At 63.8% G+C, this 24181-nt stretch carries 19 protein-coding genes; 9 read left to right on the forward strand and 10 right to left on the reverse strand.

The window, feature by feature from the left end; translation table 11 throughout:
• Positions 1-142: 142 nt before the first annotated feature.
• Positions 143-745 (forward strand): L,D-transpeptidase, encoded by a 603-nt coding sequence (locus AC4HIX_RS00945; protein ID WP_475051898.1) that lies wholly within the window; start codon positions 143-145, stop codon positions 743-745.
• Positions 746-828: 83 nt separating this feature from the next.
• Here AC4HIX_RS00945 and AC4HIX_RS00950 read toward each other — a convergent pair whose 3' ends face one another.
• Positions 829-2667 carry an O-linked N-acetylglucosamine transferase, SPINDLY family protein gene (locus tag AC4HIX_RS00950; RefSeq protein WP_490397507.1) on the reverse strand — a complete coding sequence of 613 codons (1839 nt, stop codon included), beginning with the start codon at positions 2665-2667 and terminating at the stop codon, positions 829-831.
• Positions 2668-2888: 221 nt separating this feature from the next.
• Between AC4HIX_RS00950 and AC4HIX_RS00955 the strand changes: the two genes are divergently transcribed.
• The 5 genes from AC4HIX_RS00955 (at position 2889) to AC4HIX_RS00975 (ending at position 8237) form a co-directional block, all read left to right on the forward strand.
• Positions 2889-4028: an acyl-CoA dehydrogenase family protein gene (locus tag AC4HIX_RS00955; protein ID WP_490397508.1), complete on the forward strand. Its 1140-nt coding sequence runs from the start codon at positions 2889-2891 to the stop codon at positions 4026-4028.
• Between the two features lie 51 nt (positions 4029-4079).
• Positions 4080-5126: an enoyl-CoA hydratase/isomerase family protein gene (locus tag AC4HIX_RS00960; RefSeq protein WP_490397509.1), complete on the forward strand. Its 1047-nt coding sequence runs from the start codon at positions 4080-4082 to the stop codon at positions 5124-5126.
• Positions 5123-5998 carry a 3-hydroxyisobutyrate dehydrogenase gene (gene mmsB / locus AC4HIX_RS00965; protein WP_490397510.1) on the forward strand — a complete coding sequence of 292 codons (876 nt, stop codon included), beginning with the start codon at positions 5123-5125 and terminating at the stop codon, positions 5996-5998. Before AC4HIX_RS00960 ends, mmsB begins: the two co-directional genes overlap by 4 nt.
• 218 nt (positions 5999-6216) lie before the next feature.
• Positions 6217-7791: a choice-of-anchor L domain-containing protein gene (locus AC4HIX_RS00970; RefSeq protein WP_490397511.1), complete on the forward strand. Its 1575-nt coding sequence runs from the start codon at positions 6217-6219 to the stop codon at positions 7789-7791.
• A gap of 98 nt (positions 7792-7889) precedes the next feature.
• On the forward strand, positions 7890-8237 hold the full coding sequence (locus tag AC4HIX_RS00975; protein ID WP_490397512.1) for an excinuclease ABC subunit A: 348 nt from the start codon (positions 7890-7892) through the stop codon (positions 8235-8237).
• Here the strand turns inward: AC4HIX_RS00975 and AC4HIX_RS00980 are convergent.
• The gene (locus tag AC4HIX_RS00980) at positions 8234-9022 is read right to left on the reverse strand and encodes a helix-turn-helix domain-containing protein (protein ID WP_490397513.1); all 789 of its coding nucleotides are present in this window, start codon (positions 9020-9022) and stop codon (positions 8234-8236) included. The two genes, AC4HIX_RS00975 and AC4HIX_RS00980, sit on opposite strands and share 4 nt — an antisense overlap.
• Before the next feature lie 122 nt (positions 9023-9144).
• On the opposite strand from AC4HIX_RS00980, the gene AC4HIX_RS00985 reads away from it, so the two are divergent.
• A complete protein-coding gene (locus tag AC4HIX_RS00985; RefSeq protein WP_490397514.1) occupies positions 9145-9579 on the forward strand; it encodes an excinuclease ABC subunit A in 435 nt (144 codons plus the stop codon).
• 115 nt (positions 9580-9694) lie between these two features.
• Here AC4HIX_RS00985 and uvrA read toward each other — a convergent pair whose 3' ends face one another.
• From uvrA to lpdA, 3 genes are all read right to left on the reverse strand, one after another.
• Complete coding sequence (gene uvrA / locus AC4HIX_RS00990) at positions 9695-12553, reverse strand: excinuclease ABC subunit UvrA (RefSeq protein WP_490397515.1); 2859 nt, start codon at positions 12551-12553, stop codon at positions 9695-9697.
• A 257-nt stretch (positions 12554-12810) separates the two neighbouring features.
• Positions 12811-13980 carry an MFS transporter gene (locus tag AC4HIX_RS00995; RefSeq protein ID WP_490397516.1) on the reverse strand — a complete coding sequence of 390 codons (1170 nt, stop codon included), beginning with the start codon at positions 13978-13980 and terminating at the stop codon, positions 12811-12813.
• Positions 13981-14084: 104 nt separating this feature from the next.
• Positions 14085-15479, reverse strand: coding sequence for a dihydrolipoyl dehydrogenase (gene lpdA / locus AC4HIX_RS01000; protein WP_490397517.1), 1395 nt, complete (start codon positions 15477-15479; stop codon positions 14085-14087).
• Between the two features lie 194 nt (positions 15480-15673).
• Between lpdA and AC4HIX_RS01005 the strand changes: the two genes are divergently transcribed.
• Complete coding sequence (locus AC4HIX_RS01005; protein ID WP_490397518.1) at positions 15674-16108, forward strand: hypothetical protein; 435 nt, start codon at positions 15674-15676, stop codon at positions 16106-16108.
• Positions 16109-16115: 7 nt separating this feature from the next.
• Here the strand turns inward: AC4HIX_RS01005 and AC4HIX_RS01010 are convergent, their stop codons facing one another.
• The 5 genes from AC4HIX_RS01010 to AC4HIX_RS01030 all read right to left on the reverse strand — a co-directional run bounded on the left by AC4HIX_RS01010 (position 16116) and on the right by AC4HIX_RS01030 (position 23483).
• On the reverse strand, positions 16116-16571 hold the full coding sequence (locus AC4HIX_RS01010) for a GFA family protein (RefSeq protein ID WP_490397519.1): 456 nt from the start codon (positions 16569-16571) through the stop codon (positions 16116-16118).
• A 139-nt stretch (positions 16572-16710) separates the two neighbouring features.
• Positions 16711-17289 carry a DUF924 family protein gene (locus AC4HIX_RS01015; RefSeq protein ID WP_490397520.1) on the reverse strand — a complete coding sequence of 193 codons (579 nt, stop codon included), beginning with the start codon at positions 17287-17289 and terminating at the stop codon, positions 16711-16713.
• Positions 17290-17427: 138 nt separating this feature from the next.
• The gene (locus tag AC4HIX_RS01020) at positions 17428-18702 is read right to left on the reverse strand and encodes an MFS transporter (RefSeq protein ID WP_490397521.1); all 1275 of its coding nucleotides are present in this window, start codon (positions 18700-18702) and stop codon (positions 17428-17430) included.
• A gap of 167 nt (positions 18703-18869) precedes the next feature.
• Positions 18870-19955, reverse strand: a complete 1086-nt coding sequence (queA, locus tag AC4HIX_RS01025; RefSeq protein WP_490397522.1) for a tRNA preQ1(34) S-adenosylmethionine ribosyltransferase-isomerase QueA — start codon at positions 19953-19955, stop codon at positions 18870-18872.
• A 60-nt stretch (positions 19956-20015) separates the two neighbouring features.
• Complete coding sequence (locus AC4HIX_RS01030) at positions 20016-23483, reverse strand: YhdP family protein (RefSeq protein ID WP_490397523.1); 3468 nt, start codon at positions 23481-23483, stop codon at positions 20016-20018.
• Positions 23484-23532: 49 nt separating this feature from the next.
• Between AC4HIX_RS01030 and AC4HIX_RS01035 the strand changes: the two genes are divergently transcribed.
• A complete protein-coding gene (locus AC4HIX_RS01035) occupies positions 23533-23994 on the forward strand; it encodes a peroxiredoxin (RefSeq protein ID WP_490397524.1) in 462 nt (153 codons plus the stop codon).
• The last annotated feature ends 187 nt before the right edge of the window (positions 23995-24181 follow it).

Below are 24181 nucleotides of genomic sequence, written 5' to 3' on the forward strand. Positions count from 1 at the left end.
TGACCGGCGCCGGGCGGCAAGATCTTGCCGCCCGGCCCTACACAAACACGTGAAGCGCTGCCGCAGCTCTTTGGCACCTCTGGAAATTCCCGCGCGGGTGATTATCTTGCCCGGAGTTTTTGAGCAGCACGGTAGATGAAAAATGACAAAACTCCGCATCACCCGCCGCGCCACCCTGATGGGCCTGGGCGCGACCCTGGCCACCCCGGCCATCCTGCGCGCGCAGTCGACAGACGCCTTCCCGCAGAACGAACCGGCCATCCGTGAGGAGGTTCCGGTTCAGCGCAATGTCTCCGCGTTCTCACAGCAGGACTGGCAGGATCATTTTGACCAGCTCGGCGCCGGTTGCCTGCTGGCCGACATAAGCTCCCGCGCCCTGCATTACTGGGGCCCGGACGGGGAGACCTACCGCCTGTTCCCTTCCTCAGTACCGATGACAGAAGATCTGACCAAGCGCGGCTACTCCAAAATCGTGCGCAAGGCGGAAAACCCCAGCTGGACCCCGACCCAGTCGATGCGCGAGCGCGACCCCACGCTGCCGGTCCGCATCGAAGGCGGCGCCCCGGGCAACCCGCTGGGCACCCGGGCAATGTACCTGGACTGGCCCGCCTACCTGGTGCACGGCACCCACGACACCCGCAAGATCGGCCGCCAAAGCTCCTCCGGATGCATCGGTCTTTATAATCAGCACGTCGAAGAACTGTATGAACTGGTGCAAGTCGGCACCCAGGTCCGGCTGCTCTGAACCGGAGCTTCGCAAGAGCTAAGCTGCCTGCAGAAAGAAGGGGCGCGGAGATATCCGCGCCCCTTCTTTGTTACCGCCCGGTCTTAGCCCAGGCTTATGTGGTCAGGCTTCAACCCGGCATCAAAGCGCGCCACGGCTTTTTCCATCAGCGCCTCGTAGTTCCGTGTGAAGGTCTCAGTGTCATACAACGGGCCATTACGGATGCCCTCCTTCACGCGGGCCTTCACATCCGCCAGATATTCCGGATCGCGTGCAAGTTTCAGGGCCAGTGCCTGATACTGGTTCGGCGTCGCCGCCGTCAGTTCATCCAGACCGGTTGAGTGCAGCAGGCTGGCAGCAACACGTGCGGCAAACTGCTTGCCGATCTTGGTCACCACCGGCACGCCGGCCCAAAGTGCGTCACTTGCCGTGGTGTGGGCATTCACATTGAACGTATCAAGGAAGATGTCCGCCAGCGGCAGGCGGGCCAGGTGGTCTTCCTGCTCTGCATGACCGGCAAAGACAACGCGCTCCGGATTGACGCCGCGCTTCTTGGCTTCGGCGCGGATATTCTTCTGCACCGCACCGTTAGCCGCGTAAAACCAGAGAACGCTGCCCGGTACAAGCTTCAGAAGTTTCATCCAGATGCCGAACTCGTCCGGCGAAACCTTGTAGGGGCTATTGAAGGAGCAGAACACGACACCGTTTTCCGGCAAGCCCATGTCTGCCCGTGTGGGCTTGAATTCGGACGCCTTCCGCCGGTCGTCGTTGGACTGGTAGCAATCGGGCATATACAGCACTTTTTCGGTATAGAACCTGCGGTACTTCGGCGGCACGACAATCGGGTCGGCAACCATGTAATCCATCGCCTCAACGCCGCTGGTTCCCGGGTAACCGAGGTAAGAGACCTGAATGGGCGCCAGGCGGTGATCAAACAGATTGATCCGGTTTCCGTTTGTATGCCCCTTCAAGTCGACCGCGATATCAAGGCCGTCTTCGCGCGCCATAGCGGTAATCGTTTCGCTGGGCATCCCCGAAATCTGCCGGTAGACATCCGCCGCGTCTTCGGCCCGCTGGCGGCCGTCCTGGTCGGTCATTGCGCCGTAGTCGTAGATGTAGATTTCGAACCGGCTGCGGTCGTGCATCTCCAGCATCCGGCCAATCAGGTACATGGTGGCGTGATCCAGGAAGTCGCAGGAGAAATACCCGATCTTGATCTTGCCGGACTTGGCCAAAGGCGCGGTGAAAGCGCCAGAGTCGAAGTTGCGCAACTTTTGCGCGCTGGCCGCCTTGATCGAGTGGTTCATCTGAATTTCAGGATCGTCCACGATGCTCAGAAATGAGAACGGGTCGACAGAGGTGGTGCTCTTGGAGTGGTTCTTGACCCTTTTCAGCGCCTTGCCTACATCCGTCCAATCGCACTGGCGCCGCTTCAGATACATCAGGCGGGCAAAGACAACGTCGTTGGACGGATCGAATTTCAGCGTATCCTGGAAGTAGTTGATTGCTTCTTCGTCTTGCGAAACCCGCATCAGATAACTTCCGATATAGGCCAGGCATTCCGGATTGTTCGGCTCAAGGCGAAGCGCGTCGACGTGATGCAGGATTGCTTTTTCAGGCAGCCCCATCAGTTCCAGAACTTCCCCGAGTGTGGTGTGGACCAGTCGGTTCTTGGGGTCCAGTTCCAGCGCCTGTTTGAGCAGGTAGACCGCATCCGTGCGCTTGCCTTCCAACGCCAACCGGGTGGCGAGCTTTCGCAGCTGTTCTGCATGCTCCTGGGGCGAGGCGTCCCGGACGCCCATCATGCCATGCCGAATATCCATCGCGAAATTGGCCCGCAAATTGCTGGTCACCGCATTGGCGAAGTCCGGCTCACCGGTGGGGCTGCGGGCAGCCCCGTTTTGCTCTGAAGCCAGAAAATGCTGCGCCCCTGAATTCGACACTGCGTTTACTCCTTTTGGAATGCCCCGGCAGGATTCACCTGCGAGTGATCGGTTTGAGACAGAGTTTCGCCGAAGTTTCTTAACATTCTCCTCATCAAGCGCGCGCCGCCCTGCGGCATTGCTGCACGGCGGCTTTGCATTTGCGCAGCTTGCCTCAACGTCCCGCCGGCGCTATTAAATAAACAACTGTTCAATTCATTGCGCGACGGGAGGAGCTGAACATGGATTTCGCACTCACAGAGGAACAGCAGGCCATCTTCGACATGGCCCAAGCCTTTGGCCAAGAGAACATCGCGCCGCATTCCCGTGAGTGGGAAAAGGCTGGCACCATCCCCAAATCCCTGTGGCCGCAACTGGCAGAGCTTGGCTTTGGCGGCCTGTACGTGTCCGAGGAATACGGCGGATCCGGTCTCTCGCGCCTCGACGCCACCCTGGTGTTCGAAGCGCTGGCAATGGCTGATCCGGCGGTTGGCTCCTTCCTGTCGATCCACAACATGTGCGGCGGCATGATCGACAAGTTCGGCTCGGAAGAGACCAAGCAGAAATGGCTGCCCAGCCTGTGCTCGATGGAGAAGATCTTCTCCTATTGCCTGACTGAGCCCGGCTCGGGCTCTGACGCTGCGGCGCTGAAAACCCGCGCCGAGCGCACCAATGAAGGCTACACGCTGAACGGCACCAAGGCGTTCATCTCCGGCGGCTCCTACTCCGACGCCTATGTCGTGATGTGCCGCACCGGCGAAGACGGTCCCAAGGGGATCTCCACCGTGGTGGTCGAGGACGGCAACCCGGGCCTCTCCTTCGGCGCGCTGGAGGACAAGATGGGCTGGAAGGCGCAGCCCACCTCGCAGGTGCAGTTCGATGATTGCGCGATCCCCGCGGACAACCTGATCGGCGAGGAAGGCAAGGGCTTCTCCTACGCCATGGCGGGTCTCGACGGCGGCCGCCTGAACATCTCGGCCGGCGCTCTGGGCGGTGCACAGGCGGCGCTGAACCAGACCGTTCAATACATGTCCGAGCGCAAGGCCTTCGGCAAATCCATCAACCAGTTCCAGGCGCTGCAGTTCCGGCTGGCGGAATATGAAACCCGCTTGCAGGCCGCCCGCACCTTCCTGCGCCAGGCGGCGTGGAAACTGGACACCGGTGCGCATGACGCCACCAAGTTCTGCGCCATGGCAAAACTGATGGTCACCGACACCGCCTTTGACGTCGCCAACGGCTGCCTGCAACTGCACGGCGGATACGGCTACCTGGCCGACTACGGCGTCGAGAAGATCGTGCGCGACCTGCGGGTGCACCAGATCCTGGAAGGCACCAACGAGATCATGCGCCTGATCGTCGCGCGCCAGCTGATTGCAGAGTAACCTGCAATCAGCACACTGCCCGCGGCAACACATACTGACGGAGCACGCCCGATGAGTGATATCCATATCCGCAAATCCGGCCAGGCCGGCCGCATCACCTTTACCCGCCCCAAGGCGCTGAACGCGATGAGCTATGACATGTGCATGGCCATCGACGCCGCCATACGCGACTGGGCCAGCGATGACACCGTCAAGCTGGTGGTGATTGACGCCGAGGGCGACAAGGCCTTTTGCGCGGGCGGCGATATTGCCGAGCTTTATGACACCGGCACCAAGGGCGACTATTCCTATGGCCGCACCTTCTGGCGCGATGAATACCGTCTGAACGCGCGGATCTTTGAATACAAGAAGCCGGTGATCAGCTTCATGCAGGGCTTCACCATGGGCGGCGGCGTCGGCATCGGCTGCCACGGCACCCACCGGGTGGTCGGCGAAAGCAGCCAGATTGCCATGCCCGAGGTCGGCATCGGGCTGGTGCCGGATGTGGGCGGCTCGCTGATGCTGGCGCTGGCACCGGATCACCTGGGCGAATACCTCGGCATGACGGCGGCGCGGATGGGCGCGGATGACGCCATTCTCGCAGGCTTTGCCGATTATTTCATCCCGCAGGATCAATGGCCTGAACTGATTGCCGGGCTGGAAGAGACCGGCTCCGCCAAACTGGTAGAGGACGCGGCCAAACCCGCCCCCGAAGGCAAGCTGCGCGGGGTCCGGGAGGATACCGCCAAGCATTTCGGCAAGGACAGCCTGGAAGACATCCTGCAGGGTCTTGAGGCAGACGGCAGCGAATTTGCTGCTGCTGCGCTGAAATCCCTGAACCGCAATTCTCCGCTGTCGATGGCCTGCACCCTGGCGATGCTGCGCCGCCTGCGCGCCGATGGCCCCGCCATCCGCCGCGCACTGGACTTGGAATACCGCTATACCTACCGCGCGATGGAAAAGGGCGATTTTCTGGAAGGCATCCGCGCCCAGATCATTGACAAGGACCGCAATCCGCAGTGGCAATACGCCGGCCAGGCAGTGCCCGCATCAGCGGTGGAGGACATGCTGGCGCCGCTCGGCGCGGATGCGCTGACATTTGAGGAGGAACTCGCATGAAGATCGGATTTATCGGACTTGGCAACATGGGCGGCCCGATGGCCGCAAACCTGGCCAAGGCAGGCCACGAGGTGACCGGCTTTGACATGGCCGATGTCAGCATCGAGGGCGTGACGATGGCCGCCTCCGGTGCCGAGGCCGCAGCCGGCGCCGATGCCGTGATCACCATGCTGCCCAACGGCGCTATCCTGCGCTCGGTTGCCGATGAGGTGATCCCAGCGATGGCCAAGGGCGCCAATTTCATCGACTGCTCCACCGTCGACGTGGAATCCGCCCGCGCGGTGGCCGGACAGGCCGCGGACGCAGGGCTCATGTTCGTGGACGCGCCGGTCTCCGGCGGCATCGGCGGCGCGGCGGGCGGCACCCTGACCTTCATGGCCGGCGGCTCGGCAGAGGCGTTTGCCGCAGCGGAGCCGCTGTTCGATATCATGGGCCAGAAGGCGGTTCATTGCGGCGAGGCCGGCGCTGGCCAGGCCGCCAAGATCTGCAACAACATGATCCTCGGCGTCACCATGATCGCCACCTGCGAGGCCTTTGCGCTGGCCGACAAGCTGGGACTGGACCGGCAGAAGATGTTCGATGTGGTTTCCACCTCCTCGGGCTACAGCTGGACCATGAACGCCTATTGCCCGGCCCCCGGTGTCGGCCCTCAATCGCCGGCCGACAACAACTACCAGCCGGGTTTCGCGGCCGAGCTGATGCTCAAGGATCTGGGCCTCAGCCAGCAGGCAGCCGCGAGCGCCGACGCCGACACCCCGATGGGCGAACTGGCCATGGCGCTCTACAAGAAATTCGTCGAGGAAGAAGACGGCAAGGGCATGGACTTCTCCGCCATGCTGCCCCGCTTTGAAAAGCGCAGCCGGGAGAGCTGAGGGGACTTGACCGCACCGGCAGCCCTCTGGCAGCCGGCACGACGCTTTGAAAGGCAGCCCGGAACAGGCTGCCTTTTTCTTCTGGTCTTCGACAATGCCCTTAAAATTCGAGTAAACTCCAGATTTCGGGCACCAGCCTGCCACAGTTCTGTCCAAGTTCGGCACCATTCCGGTAAGCAACCGCAAATCCTTGCACACCCGGAGGCAGGCAGCCCGATATGGCCACGGCAACGGAATTGAACATCAACACTTCCGCCACCGCCACCCAGATGGCGGAGGAGATCTTTGGCGACGGCGTCACCGTCACCAGCGCCAGCTACAGCGGCGATGATCTGTCATCGGGCATCTATTCGGGCGCCGACACCAGCACGCCCGGCGTTGCGCCCGCGGACTCGGGGGTGATCCTGTCGACCGGCTATGCCCGCGACTTCACCAACAGTGACGGTTCCGCCAATACCAATGTCCGCGCCAACACCAGCACCAACACCTCCGGCGTAGACCGGGACGCTGACTTTGATGCCCTGGCCGGTGCCGCCACCCGCGACGCCTCCTTCATGGAGATCGAGTTCATCCCGGACGGCGACACGCTGACCATCGACTTCGTGCTCTCCTCGGAGGAATACCCCGAGTTCATCAACTCCCAGTACAACGACGTCGTCGGAGTCTGGGTGAACGGGGTTGAAGCCCAAGTGTCCATCGGCGACGGCACCGCCTCGATCGGCAATATCAACGGCGGCACTGAAAACATCTACGTCGACAATACCGGTGACCAGTTCAACACTGAAATGGACGGCTTCACCATCACCCTGACCTTCGTCGCCCCGGTGAATGCAGGCGAGACCAATACCCTCAAGATCGGTGTCGCCGACACCTCCGACAGCAGCTACGACTCCAACCTGCTGATTGCCGGCGGCTCAGTGCAGACCGCCGTGGTCGCACAGGATGACCAGGAAGACATCGCGGTCAACAAAACCAGGGTTATTGATGTCCTGGAAAACGACAGCACCGCTGCCGGCGGCACTCTGACCATCACCCATATCAACGATCAGGCGGTTTCCGCCGGTGATACGGTCACCCTGACAACCGGCCAGGAAATCACCCTGAATGACGACGGCACCCTGACAGTTGTCACCGACGGCGACCTGGAAACCGTTTATTTCAACTACACGGCGGACAACGGCCAGGGCAATTCTGACACCGGTCTGGTGGAGATCAACCAGACGGTACCCTGTTTCCTGCGCGGCACCATGATCCGGGTTCCAGGCGGCGAGATCGCGGTCGAGGACCTGCGCCCCGGCATGGAAGTTCTGACCTACGACAATGGCCCACAGACGTTGCAATGGATCGGCAGCCGCCGCGCTGATTGCACACCCGGCACCGCCCCTATCCGCTTTGCCGCGGGCAGCTTTGGCAACACCCGCGACCTCTATGTCTCGCCCCAGCACCGGATGGTGGTGTCCGGACCGCTGGCGGAGCTGCTGTTCGGCGAAAACGAAGTGCTGGTAAAGGCCAAGGACCTGGTCAACGACAAGACCATCCGCCCGGCGCTGGATCTGGCGCAGGCGGAGTATTTCCACTTGCTGTTCGGCAGCCACCAGATTCTCTGGGCCAACGGCGCCCTCAGCGAGAGCTATCAGCCCGGTCCGGAAACGGCCGAGGGCTTTGATGCGGAAACGCAGGCGGAAATCCGCGAGTTGTTCCCGGATCTGTGCGCAAAAACCGGCCGCGGCTGCGGCGCCGCGGCCCGGCTGTCGCTGCGCAGCTTCGAAGCGCGGGTTATTGCCGCCGCGTAAGCGGCAACCGGCAGCCTGCCGCCACCCCTTTGCGTGTGCTCTTGGAATTGCCGCACGGGCGGTTATTTGGAGGGCAGCGAAGAAAGGATCCGCTGTAAATGGTACGCCGTCACCTTGTTCCCCTCACCGTTCTTGCCGCCGCCTGTGCGGTGGCGATTCCGCTGGCGGCCGGCAATAGTTTTGACACCCCGGTGCAGGCAAGCTTCCAGTGCCCGCATGTCATGGCCAAGAAGTCCGGCTATTGCGTGCCGCCGGGCCAGGCCAAGAAATTCTACCGGCGCGGCGACCACATCCTGGACAACTATACCTTTATCGGCAAGCCCGGCGGCTGGGCGCCCGACCCCTACGGCAGCTATGTTCAGGCAGGCGGCTACGTGTACCAGGTCAACCGGGAAACGCATAAAGTGCTGCGGCTGATCGGCGCTGAGTCTGAGCTGAAAAACTAAGTGGCAGAGCGGGCGGCCCGCTGCCCGGCCATCATTTGCATTGCCGTCCGCGTGCCCTCATCGGCCGGGAACAGCATCTCGATACGCAGTTCCGTCATCGCCAGATCGCCAGTGCCGCCAAACTGGGTGATGGTGGAAAAGAACGAGAGCACCTGCCTGCCCAGACGGTAGCGGGCCGGGATCACCGCGGGCAGCACGCCTTCGCACAGCGCTGCCGCCGTCACATTCCGCTGCAGCTGTTCTATCGCCTGTTCCAATACCGGATCGGCCCCAAAGTGGGCCAGTTCGGTCCGAAGCCGCGCCAGGCTGTGCCGTTCGACGTCTTCCAGATTGTCCAGCGCCGCCCGCAGCGCTGCGTTCTCCAGCAGCGCTTTGATCAGACTGTCACCGGGTTTCAGCCCGGTTGCGTCCAGCATCATCGCCGCTGCCAGGTTCAGGCGCAGCAGCTGCCAATGGCGGCCAAGAACCATCGCCGGAAACGGCTCATGGCCCGCCAGCATCTGTTCCGCAGCCTGCCACAGCGGTGCCAGCTCCTCATCCTCCAGCGGCCGCTGCACATAGGCCGGCGCCAGGCCTGCCGCTGTCAGCAGCTGATTGCGGGCCGCGGCAGGCACCTGCAGCTCATCGCTCAGCCGCAGCACCATGCCCCGGCTGGGCTGCGCCCGCCCGGTTTCCAGAAACGACAGATGCCGCGGCGACACTCCGGCGCTCAGCGCCAGTTCCATCTGGCTCAAGCGCCGGACCTGCCGCCATTTCTTCAAAGCCCCGCCAAATGCTGCCGCCATCGCTGCCTCCTGCCTTTGATCCACTCTACAGCAAGAGCTGCCGGAAACACTTACCTCCAAGGTAATTGAATTCACTCCCCCTCTTTCCGCAGGCTAAGGCCAGTTCAATACAGGAGGTCCCAATGACCCGCTCCGCTTCCGTGCGCTGGCTCAAAACCGCCGCAGTGCTCTCCGCCGCCTTCGGCCTCGCCATGGTGCTGGCACTGGCCACACCGCTCTCACAGGCCCTCGGTTTCTTTCTGGACCTGGCCTTACTGCCCTTGGATGGCGGGCAGAGGCTGGAACCCGGCCCCGCGTCGCTTATGACCGCCATCAGCGGCGGCCTGCTGTGCGGCTTCTGCGCGCTGATTTACCTGGTGACAGAGCATGTCTACTCCGCCAACCCGCCCCTGGGCCGCCGTCTCCTTATCCCGGCCCTGTTGGCCTGGTACATTCCCGACAGCCTCGGCTCCCTCGCCGCCGGCGCCTGGTTCAACGTGGTGATGAACTCGGCCTTCCTCGCCCTGTTCCTGGTGCCGCTGCTGCTGGCCCGCCCGTCAGCAGCGCAACCCGCATAAGAAAAGGGGCGTTTCAGCCCCCTTTCATCTTTCCTGAAATACTCCGGGGTGAATTGGCCAAAGGCCAAGAGGGGCAGCGCCCCCCTGCCCTCTAAAGCGGCGCAGCGCCCCGCCCTTATTCCGCCGCCACCTTCCGCGCCGCCAGAATGTCCTTCAGATAGCGCCCGGTATGGCTGCGCGGCTCATCCGCCACCGCTTCCGGTGTGCCCGCCGCCACGATCTCGCCACCGCCATCGCCGCCCTCCGGGCCGATGTCGATGATCCAGTCCGCGGTCTTGATCACATCCAGATTGTGCTCGATCACCACAACCGAGTTGCCCTGCTCCACCAGCTCGTGCAGCACTTCCAAGAGCTTCTTCACATCCTCAAAGTGCAAGCCGGTGGTCGGCTCGTCGAGAATGTACAGCGTCCGCCCGGTCGAGCGTTTTGACAGCTCCTTCGACAGTTTCACCCGCTGCGCCTCACCGCCCGACAGCGTCGTCGCCTGCTGGCCCACCTTGATATAACCAAGCCCGACTCGCATGAGCGCATCCATTTTGTCGCGGATCGCCGGCACCGCCTGGAAAAACTCCTGCGCATCCTCGACCGTCATATCCAGCACATCGGCAATGCTCTTGCCCTTGAACTTGATCTCCAGCGTCTCACGGTTATAGCGCGCGCCCTTGCAGGTCTCGCAGGTCACATAGACGTCCGGCAAAAAGTGCATCTCGATCTTGATCACACCATCGCCCTGACACGCTTCGCAGCGCCCGCCCTTGACGTTGAAGGAGAACCGCCCCGGTTTATACCCCCGCGCCTTTGCCTCCGGCAGGCCGGCAAACCAGTCGCGGATCGGGGTAAAGGCCCCGGTGTAGGTCGCCGGGTTCGACCGCGGCGTGCGGCCGATCGGGCGCTGGTCGATGTCGATCACCTTGTCCAGATGCTCCAGCCCCTTGATGCTTTCGCAGGGCGCGGGCGTCTGGCGCGCGCCGTTCAGGCGCATCGAGGCGGTCTTGAACAGCGTCTCGATGGTCAGTGTCGACTTGCCGCCGCCCGACACGCCGGTCACGCAGACGAACTTGCCCAGCGGGAACTCCGCCGTCACCTCTTTCAGGTTGTTGCCGGTGGCCTTCACCACCTTGATCTTCTTCTTGTTGCCCTTGCGCCGCTTGCCCGGCACCGCAATTTCCCGCGTCCCCGCCAGATACTGGCCGGTGATCGAGCCTGCGTCCGAGGCAATCGCCTGCGGCGTGCCGTGGCTCACCACCTCGCCGCCATGCACCCCGGCGCCGGGGCCAATGTCAAAGACGTAGTCCGCCTGCCGGATCATGTCCTCGTCATGTTCCACCACGATCACCGTGTTGCCCTGATCGCGCAGGTTCTTGAGCGTGCCGATCAGACGGTCATTATCGCGCTGGTGCAAACCGATAGAGGGCTCGTCCAGCACATAAAGAACCCCGGTCAGGCCGGAACCGATCTGCGAGGCCAGCCGGATCCGCTGGCTCTCGCCGCCGGACAGCGTGCCGGAATTGCGGCTCAGGGTCAGATACTCCAGCCCCACGTTGTTCAGGAAGCCCAGCCGCTCGCGGATTTCCTTGACGATGGCGCGGGCGATCTCCTGCTTCTGCTGGCTCAGATGGTTCGGCACATCCTCGATCCAGGCCAGTGCTTCGCGGATCGACTTCTGCACCACCTGCCCCACATGCACCCCGGCGATCTTGACCGCCAGCGCTTCATCCCGCAGCCGGTAGCCCTCGCAGTGGTGGCAGGGACGGTTGTTCTGGTACCGCTCGAATTCCTCGCGGATCCAGTTGGAATCGGTCTCGCGGTAGCGCCGCTCCATGTTCGGGATCACACCCTCAAAGGTGCGTTCCACCTGGTAAACCCGGCCGCCCTCGTCATAGCGGAACAGGATCTCTTCCTCGCCGGAGCCATAAAGGAACACCTTCTGCACCTTCTCGGGCAGATCCTTCCATGCGGTATTCTTGTCGAACTGGTAATGCTTCGCGATGGCCTCGATGGTCTGCAGGAAGTAGGGCGACTTGCCCTTGCGCCAGGGCGCCAGCGCACCGTCATAGACCTTCAGCGACTGATCCGGCACCACCAGCCGCTCGTCAAAGAACAGCTCGACGCCCAGACCGTCGCACTGCGGACAGGCCCCGAAGGGCGCGTTGAAGGAGAACAGCCGCGGCTCAATCTCGGGGATGGTGAAACCACTGACCGGGCAGGCGAAATTCTCGCTGAACGTAATCCGTTCCGGATCGCCCTCGCGCGGGGCGGTTTCCAGAATGGCAATGCCGTCCGCCAGATCCAGAGCGGTGCGAAGCGAATCCGCCAGCCGCGTCTCCATGCCTTCGCGCACCACCAGCCGGTCGACCACCACGTCGATGTCATGGCGGAATTTCTTGTCCAGCACGGGCGGCTCGTCGAGTTCATAGAACTCCCCGTCCACCTTAACCCGCTGGAAGCCCTGCTTGCGCAGCTCCAGGAATTCCTTCTTGTACTCGCCCTTGCGGTCGCGGACGATCGGCGCCAGCAGATAGCCGCGGGTGCCTTCCTCCATCTCCATGATCCGGTCGACCATGTCCTGCACCTGCTGCGCCTCGATCGGCAGCCCGGTGGCCGGGCTGTAGGGCGTGCCCGCGCGGGCAAACAGAAGGCGCAGATAATCGTAAATCTCCGTCACCGTGCCAACGGTCGAACGCGGGTTCTTCGACGTCGTCTTCTGCTCAATCGAAATCGCCGGGCTCAGCCCGCTGATGTGGTCCACATCCGGCTTTTCCATCATGTCGAGGAACTGGCGGGCATAGGCGCTCAGCGATTCCACATAGCGGCGCTGGCCCTCGGCATAGATGGTGTCGAACGCCAAGGACGACTTGCCCGAGCCGGACAGGCCGGTGATCACCACCAGCTCATCGCGCGGAATATCCACGTCGATGCTTTTCAAATTGTGCTCGCGCGCGCCGCGCACTTCGATGGATTTCAGCTCAGCCATAATGCCCCCGTACCCGCGCCCGCCGTACCCTTGGCGGACGAACGCCCTACAGATAGGGAATGCGATCGGAAACGCCAAGCCCCCATAAAGAACATATCACGAACAAGAGGAAGTTTGCTGACAGCAGCTGGCAGCAGCCGGAACGCAGTGTCTGCCCGGTCCGGATTTCCCTGAAATCCGGCGCGCCGCGCATCGCGCGGCGCCCCCCCCAACGGGAAGCGGTCCCCCACGGGGGCCGGTGACGGGCGGGAGTACCTCTAAGCCAATGCGCGCCGCCGGGCGGACAGCAGCACATGCACCGCCGCGCCGCAAAGAAACAGCACCAGAACCGCCGCCATCATGCCGCCGAATCCCGCCGCCGACAGCGACAGAACCATCAGCGGCGTGCCGATCGTGTTGCCTAGGTTGCCCATCTGCGCCATCGCGCCGCTGGCCTGCGCCCGCGACGCGGCGGTTTCATTCAGCTGCGGCACCGCGGCAAAGGAGCCGCCCTGCACCAGCCCCATTGCACCGGCCATGGCGATACAGGCCAGCGGCGCACCGGGCACCGCCCACAGCCACAAGGCCGCCGCCGCACAGGCCAGAAACCCCAATTGCGCCAGCCGTACCCCGGGCAGGTACCGCAGCAGGAAAACTCCAATAGTCATCGACACCGCAATGCTCGCCAGCGGCATCATCCCCAGCACGAAACTGCGCGCCCCCTCTGCGATATACGGCGGGATCACCGTCAGCACCGCGACAAAGCAGCAGGTGTAGAACAGCCAGCCCGCAGCAGGCGCCGAAATCCAGGGCGAGCGGTAAACCGGCAGATGCAATCCCGGCAGTTCCGCCAGCCGCGGCAGCGGCGTCCGCTCCGGCACGGGAACTGCGCGCAAGGCCAGGCCGAGCAGAACCGCCAGCCCTGCCATCACCGCCGCATGAGCGCCGAACAGCGCCAGCAGCCCCCAGGCGCTAACCAGCGGCAGGCCGGCCCAGGCCAGCAAAGTAAAGGCCACGGCAAAGAACGTGCTCCACAGGGTCATCGCCAGCCCCCGGCCCCGGTCCGAACTCAGCTGAGCAATCAGCACCGGCCCGGCCACCACGATGCCAAGGTGCGACAGCCCCTCGACCACACGGGTGGCCAGGAACAGCCCGAACGGCAGATGCAGCGCCTGCAAGGCAGACACCGCCGCCCCGGCCCACAACGCCCAGACCAGTGTGCGCCGGTAGCCAAAGGCAGCGGCATACAGCCCCGCCACCGCCCCCAGCAAAATGCCCAGCGTGCCCACCAGCGACACGGAAAAGCTGAGCGCCGTGCCCGCCTGCGGATACAGCTCGCCCATGCGGCCGAATATCACCGAGATCTTGCCGTATTGCGCCGCGGCCCCCAGCCCCGCGGCCCAAATCGCCAGGATCAGCCCCCAGCGGGAGTTTCCGCCATCCGTCAAATATCCGCCCTCAAATAGAAAAAGCAGGCACGCACCGCGCCTGCTTTCCCTGTCCTGCCTGCTATCGCCGCCCGCGGCAAGGGCCGCGGTGCGGGAATGCTGCGTCACATATGGATGACGCGGTCAAAGGCATCGAGCACCGATTCATGCATCATCTCGCTCAGCGTCGGATGCGGGAACACGGTGTTCATGAGGTCTTCCTCAGTGGTTTCCAGCTGGCGGCCCACCACATAGCCCTGGATCATCTCGGTCACCTCGGCGCCGACCATATGGGCGCCCAGCAGTTCGCCGGTCTTGGCGTCAAAGATGGTTTTCACCATGCCCTCGGCCTCACCCAGCGCAATCGCCTTGCCGTTGCCGATGAAGGGGAAGCGGCCGACCTTGATGTCATAGCCCAGCTCCTTGGCCTTCGCCTCAGTATAACCGACGGAGGCCACCTGCGGCTGGCAGTAGGTGCAGCCCGCGATGCTCTCGGGCTTCACCGGATGCGCGTGTTTGCCCGCGATCAGTTCGGCCACCATCACGCCCTCATGGGACGCCTTATGCGCCAGCCAGGGCGCACCGGCGATGTCGCCGATGGCATAGAGGCCATCAACACCCGTGCGGCAGTACTCGTCAGTCACCACATGGGTGCGGTCGACCTTGACGCCCAGCTCTTCCAGGCCCAGGCCCTCGACGTTGCCGACGATGCCAACGGCAGAGATCACGGTGTCGAATTCCTGCTTCTCGACCTTGCCGCCGACTTCGATATGGGCGGTCACCTTGCCCTTGCCGCGGTCCAGCTGCTTGACCATGGCTTTCTCCATGATCTTCATGCCCTGCTTGACAAAGGCCTTCTTGGCAAAGGCGGAAATCTCCGCATCTTCAACCGGCAGCACCCGGTCCATCACCTCGACCACCGTCGTTTCAGCGCCAAGGGTGTTGTAGAAGCTGGCAAATTCGATACCGATCGCGCCGGATCCGATCACCAGCAGCTTCTTCGGCATGCGGACGGGGTCCAGCGCGTGCTTGTAAGTCCAGACCAGATCGCCGTCCGCTTCCAGGCCCGGCAGCTCCCGCGCCCGCGCGCCGGTGGCCAGCACGATGTTCTTGGCAATCAGATCCTGGGTGCCTTTGTCGGTCTTGACCGACACTTTGCCCTTGGCGGGGATCGTTGCCTCGCCCATGACCACGTCGATCTTGTTCTTCTTCATCAGGTGGCCGATGCCGGAGGACAGCTGTTTGGCCACCCCGCGCGAGCGTTTCACCACCGCGTCCAGGTCATATCCAACCTTTTCCGCCTTCAGACCGAAATCCTTGGCGCGTTCCATCAGGTGGAACACTTCCGACGAGCGCAGCAGCGCTTTGGTCGGGATGCAGCCCCAGTTCAGGCAGATGCCGCCCAGATGCTCGCGCTCGACCACGCAGGTCTTCAGCCCCAGCTGTGCTGCGCGGATGGCGGCAACATAGCCCCCCGGCCCGGCGCCGATTACGATCACGTCATAGGATTGTGCGGCCATGCTGTCCCCTCGCCTTGAACAGGATCAATAAAACTAGTTTACCGTTAAACTATTTCCTTCTGCACTGCAATCACCCTCTGCTGCGGCATAGCGGTCATGCGTTTTATGGCAGACTTCCGCTTGGCAGCGAGGCTGGTTCCGGGCCAGCATAAGCCGAAACATGTGCTGCAATCCACTGCCGGGAGCGGAAGACGATGACACGAACTGTTGCGGATCTTGCCAAGGCCCTAGTGAACGCCACCCTGATCCTGCTGGCGCTCTGCCTGTTCCTGGGATGGAAGCTGATGGCGGCGGCTGAGGCCGTCACCGCCAATGCGTCGGAGATTACCAGCCGCGTTGCCCCGCTGCAGACCGCCGCAACCGGGCTGCAGGAGGAATTGGCCAGCCTGCGCGCCGCCCTGCAGGACCCGCCCGGCCGGGATGGCGCCGAAAGGCTCTCAGCGGCCCGGCTGGAGCGGGTGGAGGAGCGCCTGAACCAGCTGCAAGCGAATCTTGCCGGGATCCGGCAGCTGCCGCTGCAGGCGGCCGAACAGGCCGCCCGCGCCGGCGCGGCAGAGCTTGCCGGCCGGGTTATCCGCGCCGCGCCGATGCTGCGGGACGGCCGTGCCTGCCAGCCGACCGAAGGCTGATCCTGCCTCAGCCCTTGGCGGCGTATGCGTCCAGCAGCGCGCCGAACTCCTCCATTGCGGGGAATTGCTCAAAGCTGTGGTCGGCCGCGACTTGGACGAAAGGAAGCCGTGCAGCGGTCCAGGTTTCAATGAACGGCCGGAACCAGCTGGTGTCTTCGAACATCACCGGACGCACGTTCACGAACGTCTCTACGCCTGTGATGCGGGTGAACATCCATGTCATGCACTCCGGGCAGCAGTAGTGCGCCAGGTCTTCGCCCTTGGCGCCGCCAACGGCCGGCGTGCCCTGCACCACCTCGAAGGCCTCCGCCGGAAACATCGCGGTCAGGGAAAACGCGCTGGCGCTCATCTTCTGGCAGCCGCGGCAGTGGCAGGCAGCGGTCAGCACCGGCGCGGCGGAAACCTCAATCACGGTAGCGCCGCAGCGGCAGCTGCCGGTCATCTGAAAGTCTGCTGTGGTCACGGGGCGGTCCTCAATTGCTTATCTGGAAAACAAGGCCTCTCCCTGCCGCAGGCCGCCCAATGGCACAAGGGACCGGCCAAAAAAAAAACGCCGCGCCCGGACCCGGGCACGGCGCTGCAAATTTCTGCCGGAGCCGGCGTCAGCCAGCCGCTTGCACCTGCCGCACGGTCTCGCCGTAGCCGCCCGCCATGACATAGTCGAGCTCGGGCCCGGTGCTGGCGCGGTGCAGCGCCTCATTGCGGTAGGGAAAGCGGCCGAACTGGCGGATCACTTCGCGGTGCGCGCGGGCATGCAGCAGGTTGCTGCCGCCGCTCTCAGGCATCCGCTCCATCATCAGCCGGATGCAGCGTTCCTGATCGCACAGGTTCTCCGAATGCATCAGCGGCAGATAGAAGAACTGCCGTGCCGGCTCGTGGATCTTCATGTCCCACTTCTTGTTGATCGCGACCTTGGCCGCTGACAGCGACGCCTGGTCGGAGGCAAACGCCTTGCCCTCGCCACGGAACATGTTGCGCGGGAACTGGTCCATCAGAATGATGTAGGCCAGCGTCCCGCTGGGGTAGGTTAGCCAGAAGGAGAATTTGCCCTCGCAGGCCTCCTGCCAGGTTTTCTGGAACTTCTTGCGGATCTCCTGATCCAGCGCGTCATCCTGCAGATACCATCCCTTCTCCCCGACCTCGTCGAGCCAGAATTCAAGTATCTCTTCGGGACCAGCCATCGGTCTTAACTCCAAGTTTTTCCTGACCCTGATTTCAGGCCATTTTACGTTGCCATTACAAGTAACCTTGGGTCACAAATTGCGACAGGCAAGACCTGGACGTGAAATAATCCTCACGAAAACGGCTGGTTAGCGCAATCAATTCTCCGCGGCGGCGGATTCCTGCTCCTCCAGTTCGGTCTCAATGGCGTATTCCTGGGCGAACTCCACCGCCACCGGGGAGGCGGTCGGCGACATCGCGGCATAGCTGCCGGTCTCCTCGACCGGGATCGACGCGCGCTGGGTCGCGCGGTAGAGCGCATAGGCTGCCATCACGAACATCAGCGCGCCGATGAAGGTGAAGAAGCCCGCAGGCCCGAACACCGCGTCTTCCATCAGCCAGCCGGTGATCAGCGGCCCGGCGATGGCGCCCAGCCCGTTGATGAAGATCAGCCCGCCGGAAGCCGCGGCCATATCGTCATGCTCCAGGTAGTCATTGGTATAGGCGATCAGCAGCGAATAGAGCGGGTTCGACAGCCCGCCGATGAAGAAGGCCGCCACCAGCAGCATCTTGAACTCGACGCCGAACAAAAAGCCGATAACCGCGCCGCTGCCCCCGGCCACCGCGGCGGCCAGGATCAGCACCCGGCGGTCCATACGGTCCGACAGCCAGCCCAGCGGGTATTGCAGGATCATCGCCCCCACATAGAAGGTGGAGACAAAGATCGACAGCTGCGTCAGTGTCAGACCGGCGGCCGAGCCGTAGACCGCGCTCATGCCGAACTGGGCGGAGAACACACCGCCCAGAAGGAACATGCCGACGCAGCCCAGCGGCGAGGTTTCGAACAGCTTGCGCAGCGTCATCGGCTTGGTGGTGTCAAAGGCCGGTGTCGGCGAAATCGACAGCAGGATCGGGCCGAAGGAGACCGAAACCAGGATCGACGCGATGATGAAGGCTTCATAGCCCGCCGGGTCGCCGACCTGGATCAGCCCCTGCGCCGTAATGATGCCAATGGTCTGAACGATCATGTAAAGCGACAGCGCTTTGCCGCGGTTGGTATTGTCGGCGGCGTTGTTCAGCCAGCTTTCGGCGGTCACATACACGCCCGAGAAGCAGAACCCGATGATAATCCGCCCCAGCGCCCAAGCAACCGTGTTGGGCAGCAGCGGATAGAGGATCATCACCGCAGAAATGAAGGAGGCCAGAGCCGCAAAGACGCGCACATGGCCGACGCGGCGGATCATTTCCGGCGCCAGCCGGGAGCCGCCGAGGAAGCCGACGAAATAGGCCGCCATCACGATGGACATCTGGAAGGTCGAAAAGCCCTCAAGCTCGCCGCGCACACCCAGCATGGTGCCCTGCAGGCCGTTGCCCACCATCAGCAGGCAAACGCCCAACAGCAGCGCCCAAGCGCTCGACAGTACCTGAAGCATTCCGACGCCTCCTTTGAAAGCAAAGCAGCCCTCCACAAGGGACGGGCTGCCTCCACATTTGAATGTTATGTCCGGGCGATCAAGGCTCGCGTGGCCGCTATCGCTGATTCTGATTTCAGTTTCATGACCCGGCGCGCGCGTTCACGGATCATATCCGCGGCGCTTGTCTATGGATTCGCGCCGCTTTTCTGATGCGGTTCCGCCTTCGCCGGGATCAAAAGCGACGCATCGCCATAAGAAAAGAACCGGTAGCCGCTGCTGACCGCATGTTCGTAGATGCGCCGGATCTCCTCTTGTCCCATCAGGGCGGAGACAAGCATCAGCAGGGTCGATTTCGGCAGATGGAAATTTGTCATCAGCGCATCGGCCACCTGAAACGCGAACCCGGGGTAGATAAAGATATCGGTGTCGCCTTCCCAAGCGTGGATCTGGCCGTCCTTCGCCGCGCTTTCGATCAGCCGCAGCGCTGTGGTGCCGACCGGGATGACCCGGCCGCCCGCCGCTTTGGTGGCAGCGATCTCCGACGCCGCTTCTTCGCTGACCTTGCCCCATTCCGCGTGCATCCGGTGGGTGGTCACATCCTCTACCTTGACCGGCAGGAATGTGCCCGCGCCCACATGCAGGGTGACATAGCTGATCTCCACCCCGCGCGCCTTCAGCGCTTCCAGCAGCGGCTCGTCGAAGTGCAGCGAGGCGGTCGGCGCCGCCACCGCGCCTGAGTTGCGGGCCCAGACGGTTTGGTAATCCGTCTTGTCCTGATCATCGGCGGCGCGCTTCGCCGCGATATAGGGCGGCAGCGGCATCGCACCGGCCTCGGCCAGTGCGGCGTCGAAATCCGTACCGCTGAGGTTAAATCGCAGGTGCCCCTGGCCCTCGGCAATCTCCTCCAGCCTGGCGCTCAGGTCATCGGAGAAGATGATTTCCTCACCCGCCTTGATCTTCTTCAGGGGTTTCAGCAGCGCCGCCCAAGTGCCATCAGCCCGCGGCTCCAGCAGGGTCGCCTCGATCCTGGCCGCCACCGGACCTTGCGCGCTGTCGCGGTGGCGCATCCCGCTGAGGCGCGCCGGGATCACCTTGGTGTCGTTCAGCACCAGCCGGTCGCCGGGCTGCAGCCACTGCACCAGATCGGTCACCTGCCCGTCGTGCAGGTTTCCGCCCTCGGCCACCAGCAGCCGGGCCGAGCTGCGCGGATTGGCAGGCCGGGTGGCAATCAGATCGTCGGGCAGGTCAAAGTCGAAATCGCTGAGTTTCATGGCGCGCGCTATAGGATGTGCTGCAGGGAAAATCTATGGCGATTTTCACCCCCAGCCAGTTTACTTGTTGGCCCCCGGCGGGGTTTGGACTTGCTCTTCTCCCTCCTCCAGAAGTTCCCCGTCGACGGAAAACGCTCTGTTGTCGCCGGGCACTTTCGGCGGCGGTCCTCGGAATATCTCGCGCAGGAACCCCGGCGCCAGCCCCGCCAATGGGTTGACCGAGACGGAAGGATCGTCAGCGGTGCCCCGCAAGGTGAAAGTAAAGCCGAACAGCCCCTCGCCGTCCCTGGGCGACAGCACCCGCCCGATGGCATTGAGCAGATAGACCGGCGAGATCACCCCGCGCATGTTCAGACGGCTGCTGTTCAGATCAAAGTTGCCGTCAAGCGACAGCCCCATAGACGGCCCCACAGCGCTGCTTTGATGCAGGATCAGATGGGAGCCGCCGAGCCGGAACCGCCCGTCCATGCTGGTGAACAGAATGCCCTGCCCCGTCATCTCATCAAGCAGCCCGACCAGGCTGATCGCGTTCAGAATTGCCGCCATCGACGGCGCGTTGCGCACCCGGATATTGCGGACGCTGACCCGCCCGTCATATTCGCCGGGCCGCTCCGCCGGGACCAGCGTCATGTCGAAACTGCCGCCGCGGCCATGCTCGAACACGCCGGCAGAGCGGAACACGCCGCCGGCATCATTGGCCCGGATACGCGCCGCGGTGCCGTTGTTCTGCGGCACCACGGTGCCGGCCACCGGTGTCTGACCATTCAGCCGGGCGGTGAACTCCCCGTTCATGCCGCCGCCGGTGGAAAACCGGCCCTGAAAGCTTTGCAGCCCGATGCTGTCCGTGACCTGCAGATTCTGCAGACGCAGGCTGATGGGAACCGGCGCTCCGCTGCTGGCGCCACCGCCGCCGCTGCCGGAGCTTGCCGAAAACGGTGAGCGGTTCAGATCCAGCCTGCCGCCGGTGACTTCAATCGCCGGTGCCGCGCTGCCGCGGCCGCGGAAGGTCACCGCGCCCTGAAACCAGTTGCCCACCCGCGCCGAGGAAAACACCGCCTCGTTCAGCCCGCCGCCCTCGCGGGTAGTCACCCGGCCAGTGGCCGATAGGCCGGGCGCCTGCAGTTCCAGCCGCTCGACGGTTGCGGTCCCGCCCAGTTCCGCCGACATCGACAGCTTCCCCGTCGCCGCTTCATTCTTGCGCCAGCCTATGTCCGCGATCCTGAGGCCAACGCCGGCCAGATCCGACTCCAGCTGCAGCTGCGGCGGTGCCCCGGGTTTCAGGTCAACTTCATAGCGGCCCTGCCCCGTACCGGAAACAGAGCCTCGCGGCAGGCCGATGTTGAAAGCCGAAACCGTTTCCGGCGACAGTTCGATAGTCCCCTCAACCCGGCTGTCCTGAGGGGCGTCCTTGCCAACCTTCTGCCCCCAGCTGGCGGTCAGCGGCACGCCCGACAGGCTGCCGCTGCCGCTGATGCGCACCTCACCCTGGTTTCCTTCGATCTTCAGCAAGGGGGCTGCTGCGGTATGGCCCGGCACCAGCTTGCTGGTCTCCACCGCCCGCGCCTCGCCGCGGTAATGGTACAGGATTTCCTCCGGCTGAACGCCTTTGCGCAGCGGCAGCGACAGCGTGCCCGTGGCCTCCACCTGCCCCTCCGCCAGATCGACCGGCAGCGAAGCCTTGTCCATTACTCTCAGGGGCTCGCGGTTCAGCAGCGACAGCGCCGCAGTCACTGAGCCCCGCGCAGCAATCCGGGCAATACCGGGCGTGCCGTCGCGCACAGTCGTGTCCGGGATGATGAAGGACGTTCCGGTCACATCCACATCACCGCCCTGATCCGCAGTGACCACCCCCTTGGACGCGGTGACGACAAAGCGGTTGCCGTAAAGGCTGAGCTGGCCTGCTGCGTCCCGCACCGGCGGCATGAACTTCTGAAACAGCACCTCGGCCTCTTCAAAGGCCAGGTCCAGGCTGACGAAGGGCTTGCCGCTGCCGCGCCCGCGCATGTGAAAGCCCACATCGCGCACCAGCCCCGCATGCAGGTTGTCGCGCACCCATTCGCGCGGTTTGGACGCCAGCGCCTCGGGCCACAGCTCCTTGACACGTGCTACGCCGACCTGATCGACCCGCCCGTTCAGGTCGTAATCCCAGCCCTCAGGCCCGGCGCCGATCTCACCGTCAAAATGGATCAGGCTGCCGCCGTCGCGCACCAGCATCTCGCCCAGCCGCAGCCGGAAGGGTTTGAGCCTGAGGTCGAAATCCGCATCCACCCCCGGAAACTTAACGGGCGCCTCGAACAGCCGCCGCGGGTTCAGTTCCAGATCGGTAAAGCGCAGCTGGCCGGTCAGCCCGGTAAGCTGGCCGTTCCGGATACCGGCAAGGCTGGCCTGCCCCTGCATCACACCGGAGCCCCAGCCGCTTTGCACGCTGAGTTCGGCGAACTCCAGAACCTCGCGTGCCGGATCATAAGTGAAATAGCTGCGCGCGCCGGTGATCGGCACCGGGCGGGTCTGGGCTTCCGGCTGGATCACCCCCTCGCCGATCCGCAGGCTGGCCTGCACCGGCTCAAGCGCGCCATCGCTGCGGACCCCGCCGCGCAAGGAGCCGGAAATCGGCGCCCGCAGCACCCCTAGCCAGCCAAGCGCCGGGCTTTGCAAGGCGATGTCCTCGCTGGCGATCTCTGAGACAAGAACCCCGAATTTGGCCTCCGGGCTGCCGATCTCCGAGGTATAGCTGGCTTCGACAGAGCCCACATCGCCGCGCCCGCTCAATACAGAGAACACTGCCGAGGCCGACAGCGAACTGCCGCTTTTCTGCAGCCGGATCTGGCCGCCGTCCAGGGTCCAGGCGCGGCCCAGGCGGTCATCGGTGTAGGACAGCGTCAGTTCGCTGGTCTCCACGCCCCGCAGCGCCGCCAGAACGGGCTTGTCCAGCTGGCTGTCCCACTGCTTGATCAGCTCCACCAAATTGCCCGCCTGCCGCGTTGGCAGCCCGCCGCTGGCAAAGCTCAGCGCCAGGGTGCCGTCCGGATTGCGCCGCAAGACCGCGAAAAGGCCGCTGAGCGAGATCTGTTTGGGCTGGACCTGGCCGCGCAGCAGCGGCCGCATCGCCAGGCTCGCCTGGGCATCCGCCAGCTGGGCAAACACCGCGCCGTCCGGATGGCGCAGCACCACGTCCTTGAGGCTGACCCGCGGCCGCCAGCCCTTGTTCACGACCACATGGATGGCGCCGAATTCGATCTGCAACCCGTTCAGGTGCCGCTCGATCCGGGTTTCAACCCGCTGACGCACCCACTCCGGCGCGTCCAGCCGGGTGCCAAGACCGAAATAGATGGCGCCGGCGCTTAGGAAGCTCAGCAGCGCCAGCAGCCAGACGGCACCGCGCAGCAGCCGCCAGCGCAAGCGCCTCTGCGCGGGCGCCGCGAGGCCCGCGTCCGGGCCCGGCTCCGGGCCGCGCACAGGCACGGCCTCAGCCGCAGTGCCGTTATTCTCGCCGGCGGGTTTGATCTCAGCTTTCCCTTCGCTGCTCATGGGTTATGGTTGCGGCGCAGTGATTTGCGCAAATTACGGAGACAGGCCGATGCCCGACGTTTCAGATCCCGCCCCTTCCTTTACCCTGCCCCGCAGCGGCGGCGGAGAGGTCACATTGTCCAGCCTCAAGGGCGCGCCCGTGGTGCTGTTTTTCTACCCCCGCGATGATACTCCCGGCTGCACCAAAGAATCCATCGGCTTTTCAGAGGCTTTGCAGTCATTTGCCGATGCCGGGGCTCACGTGTTCGGGATCTCCAAGGACACGGTAGCCAAACACGATAAGTTCACTGCCAAACACGGGCTGACCGCGCCGCTCTTGTCCGATGCAGAGGGCACAGTGTGCGAGGATTACGGCGTCTGGAAAGAGAAGAACATGTACGGCCAGAAGTTCTGGGGGATCGAACGCTCGACCTTCCTGATAGATGCCGATGGCCGGATCGCCCAGGCCTGGCGCAAGGTCAAGGTCGACGGCCACGTGGATGAGGTGCTGGCAGCCGTCCAGGCGCTTTGAGGCGCTTCCGCTCTCAGGCCTGGCGGGGTACTCCCGCCAGTTCGGCCCGCGCCCTGACGGGCGCAGCCCTCGCTGTTGGGCCCGGCGCCGCCCAAGCGGGCGGCGCGCACCGCGCGAAACGCGCGGTGCCAGGCCCAAGGCCGCCAGGGGGATCAGCCCGCTGATCCTCCGCGGGCGCGGGAGCGCT

It is taken from the genome of Leisingera sp. (genome assembly GCF_982940295.1).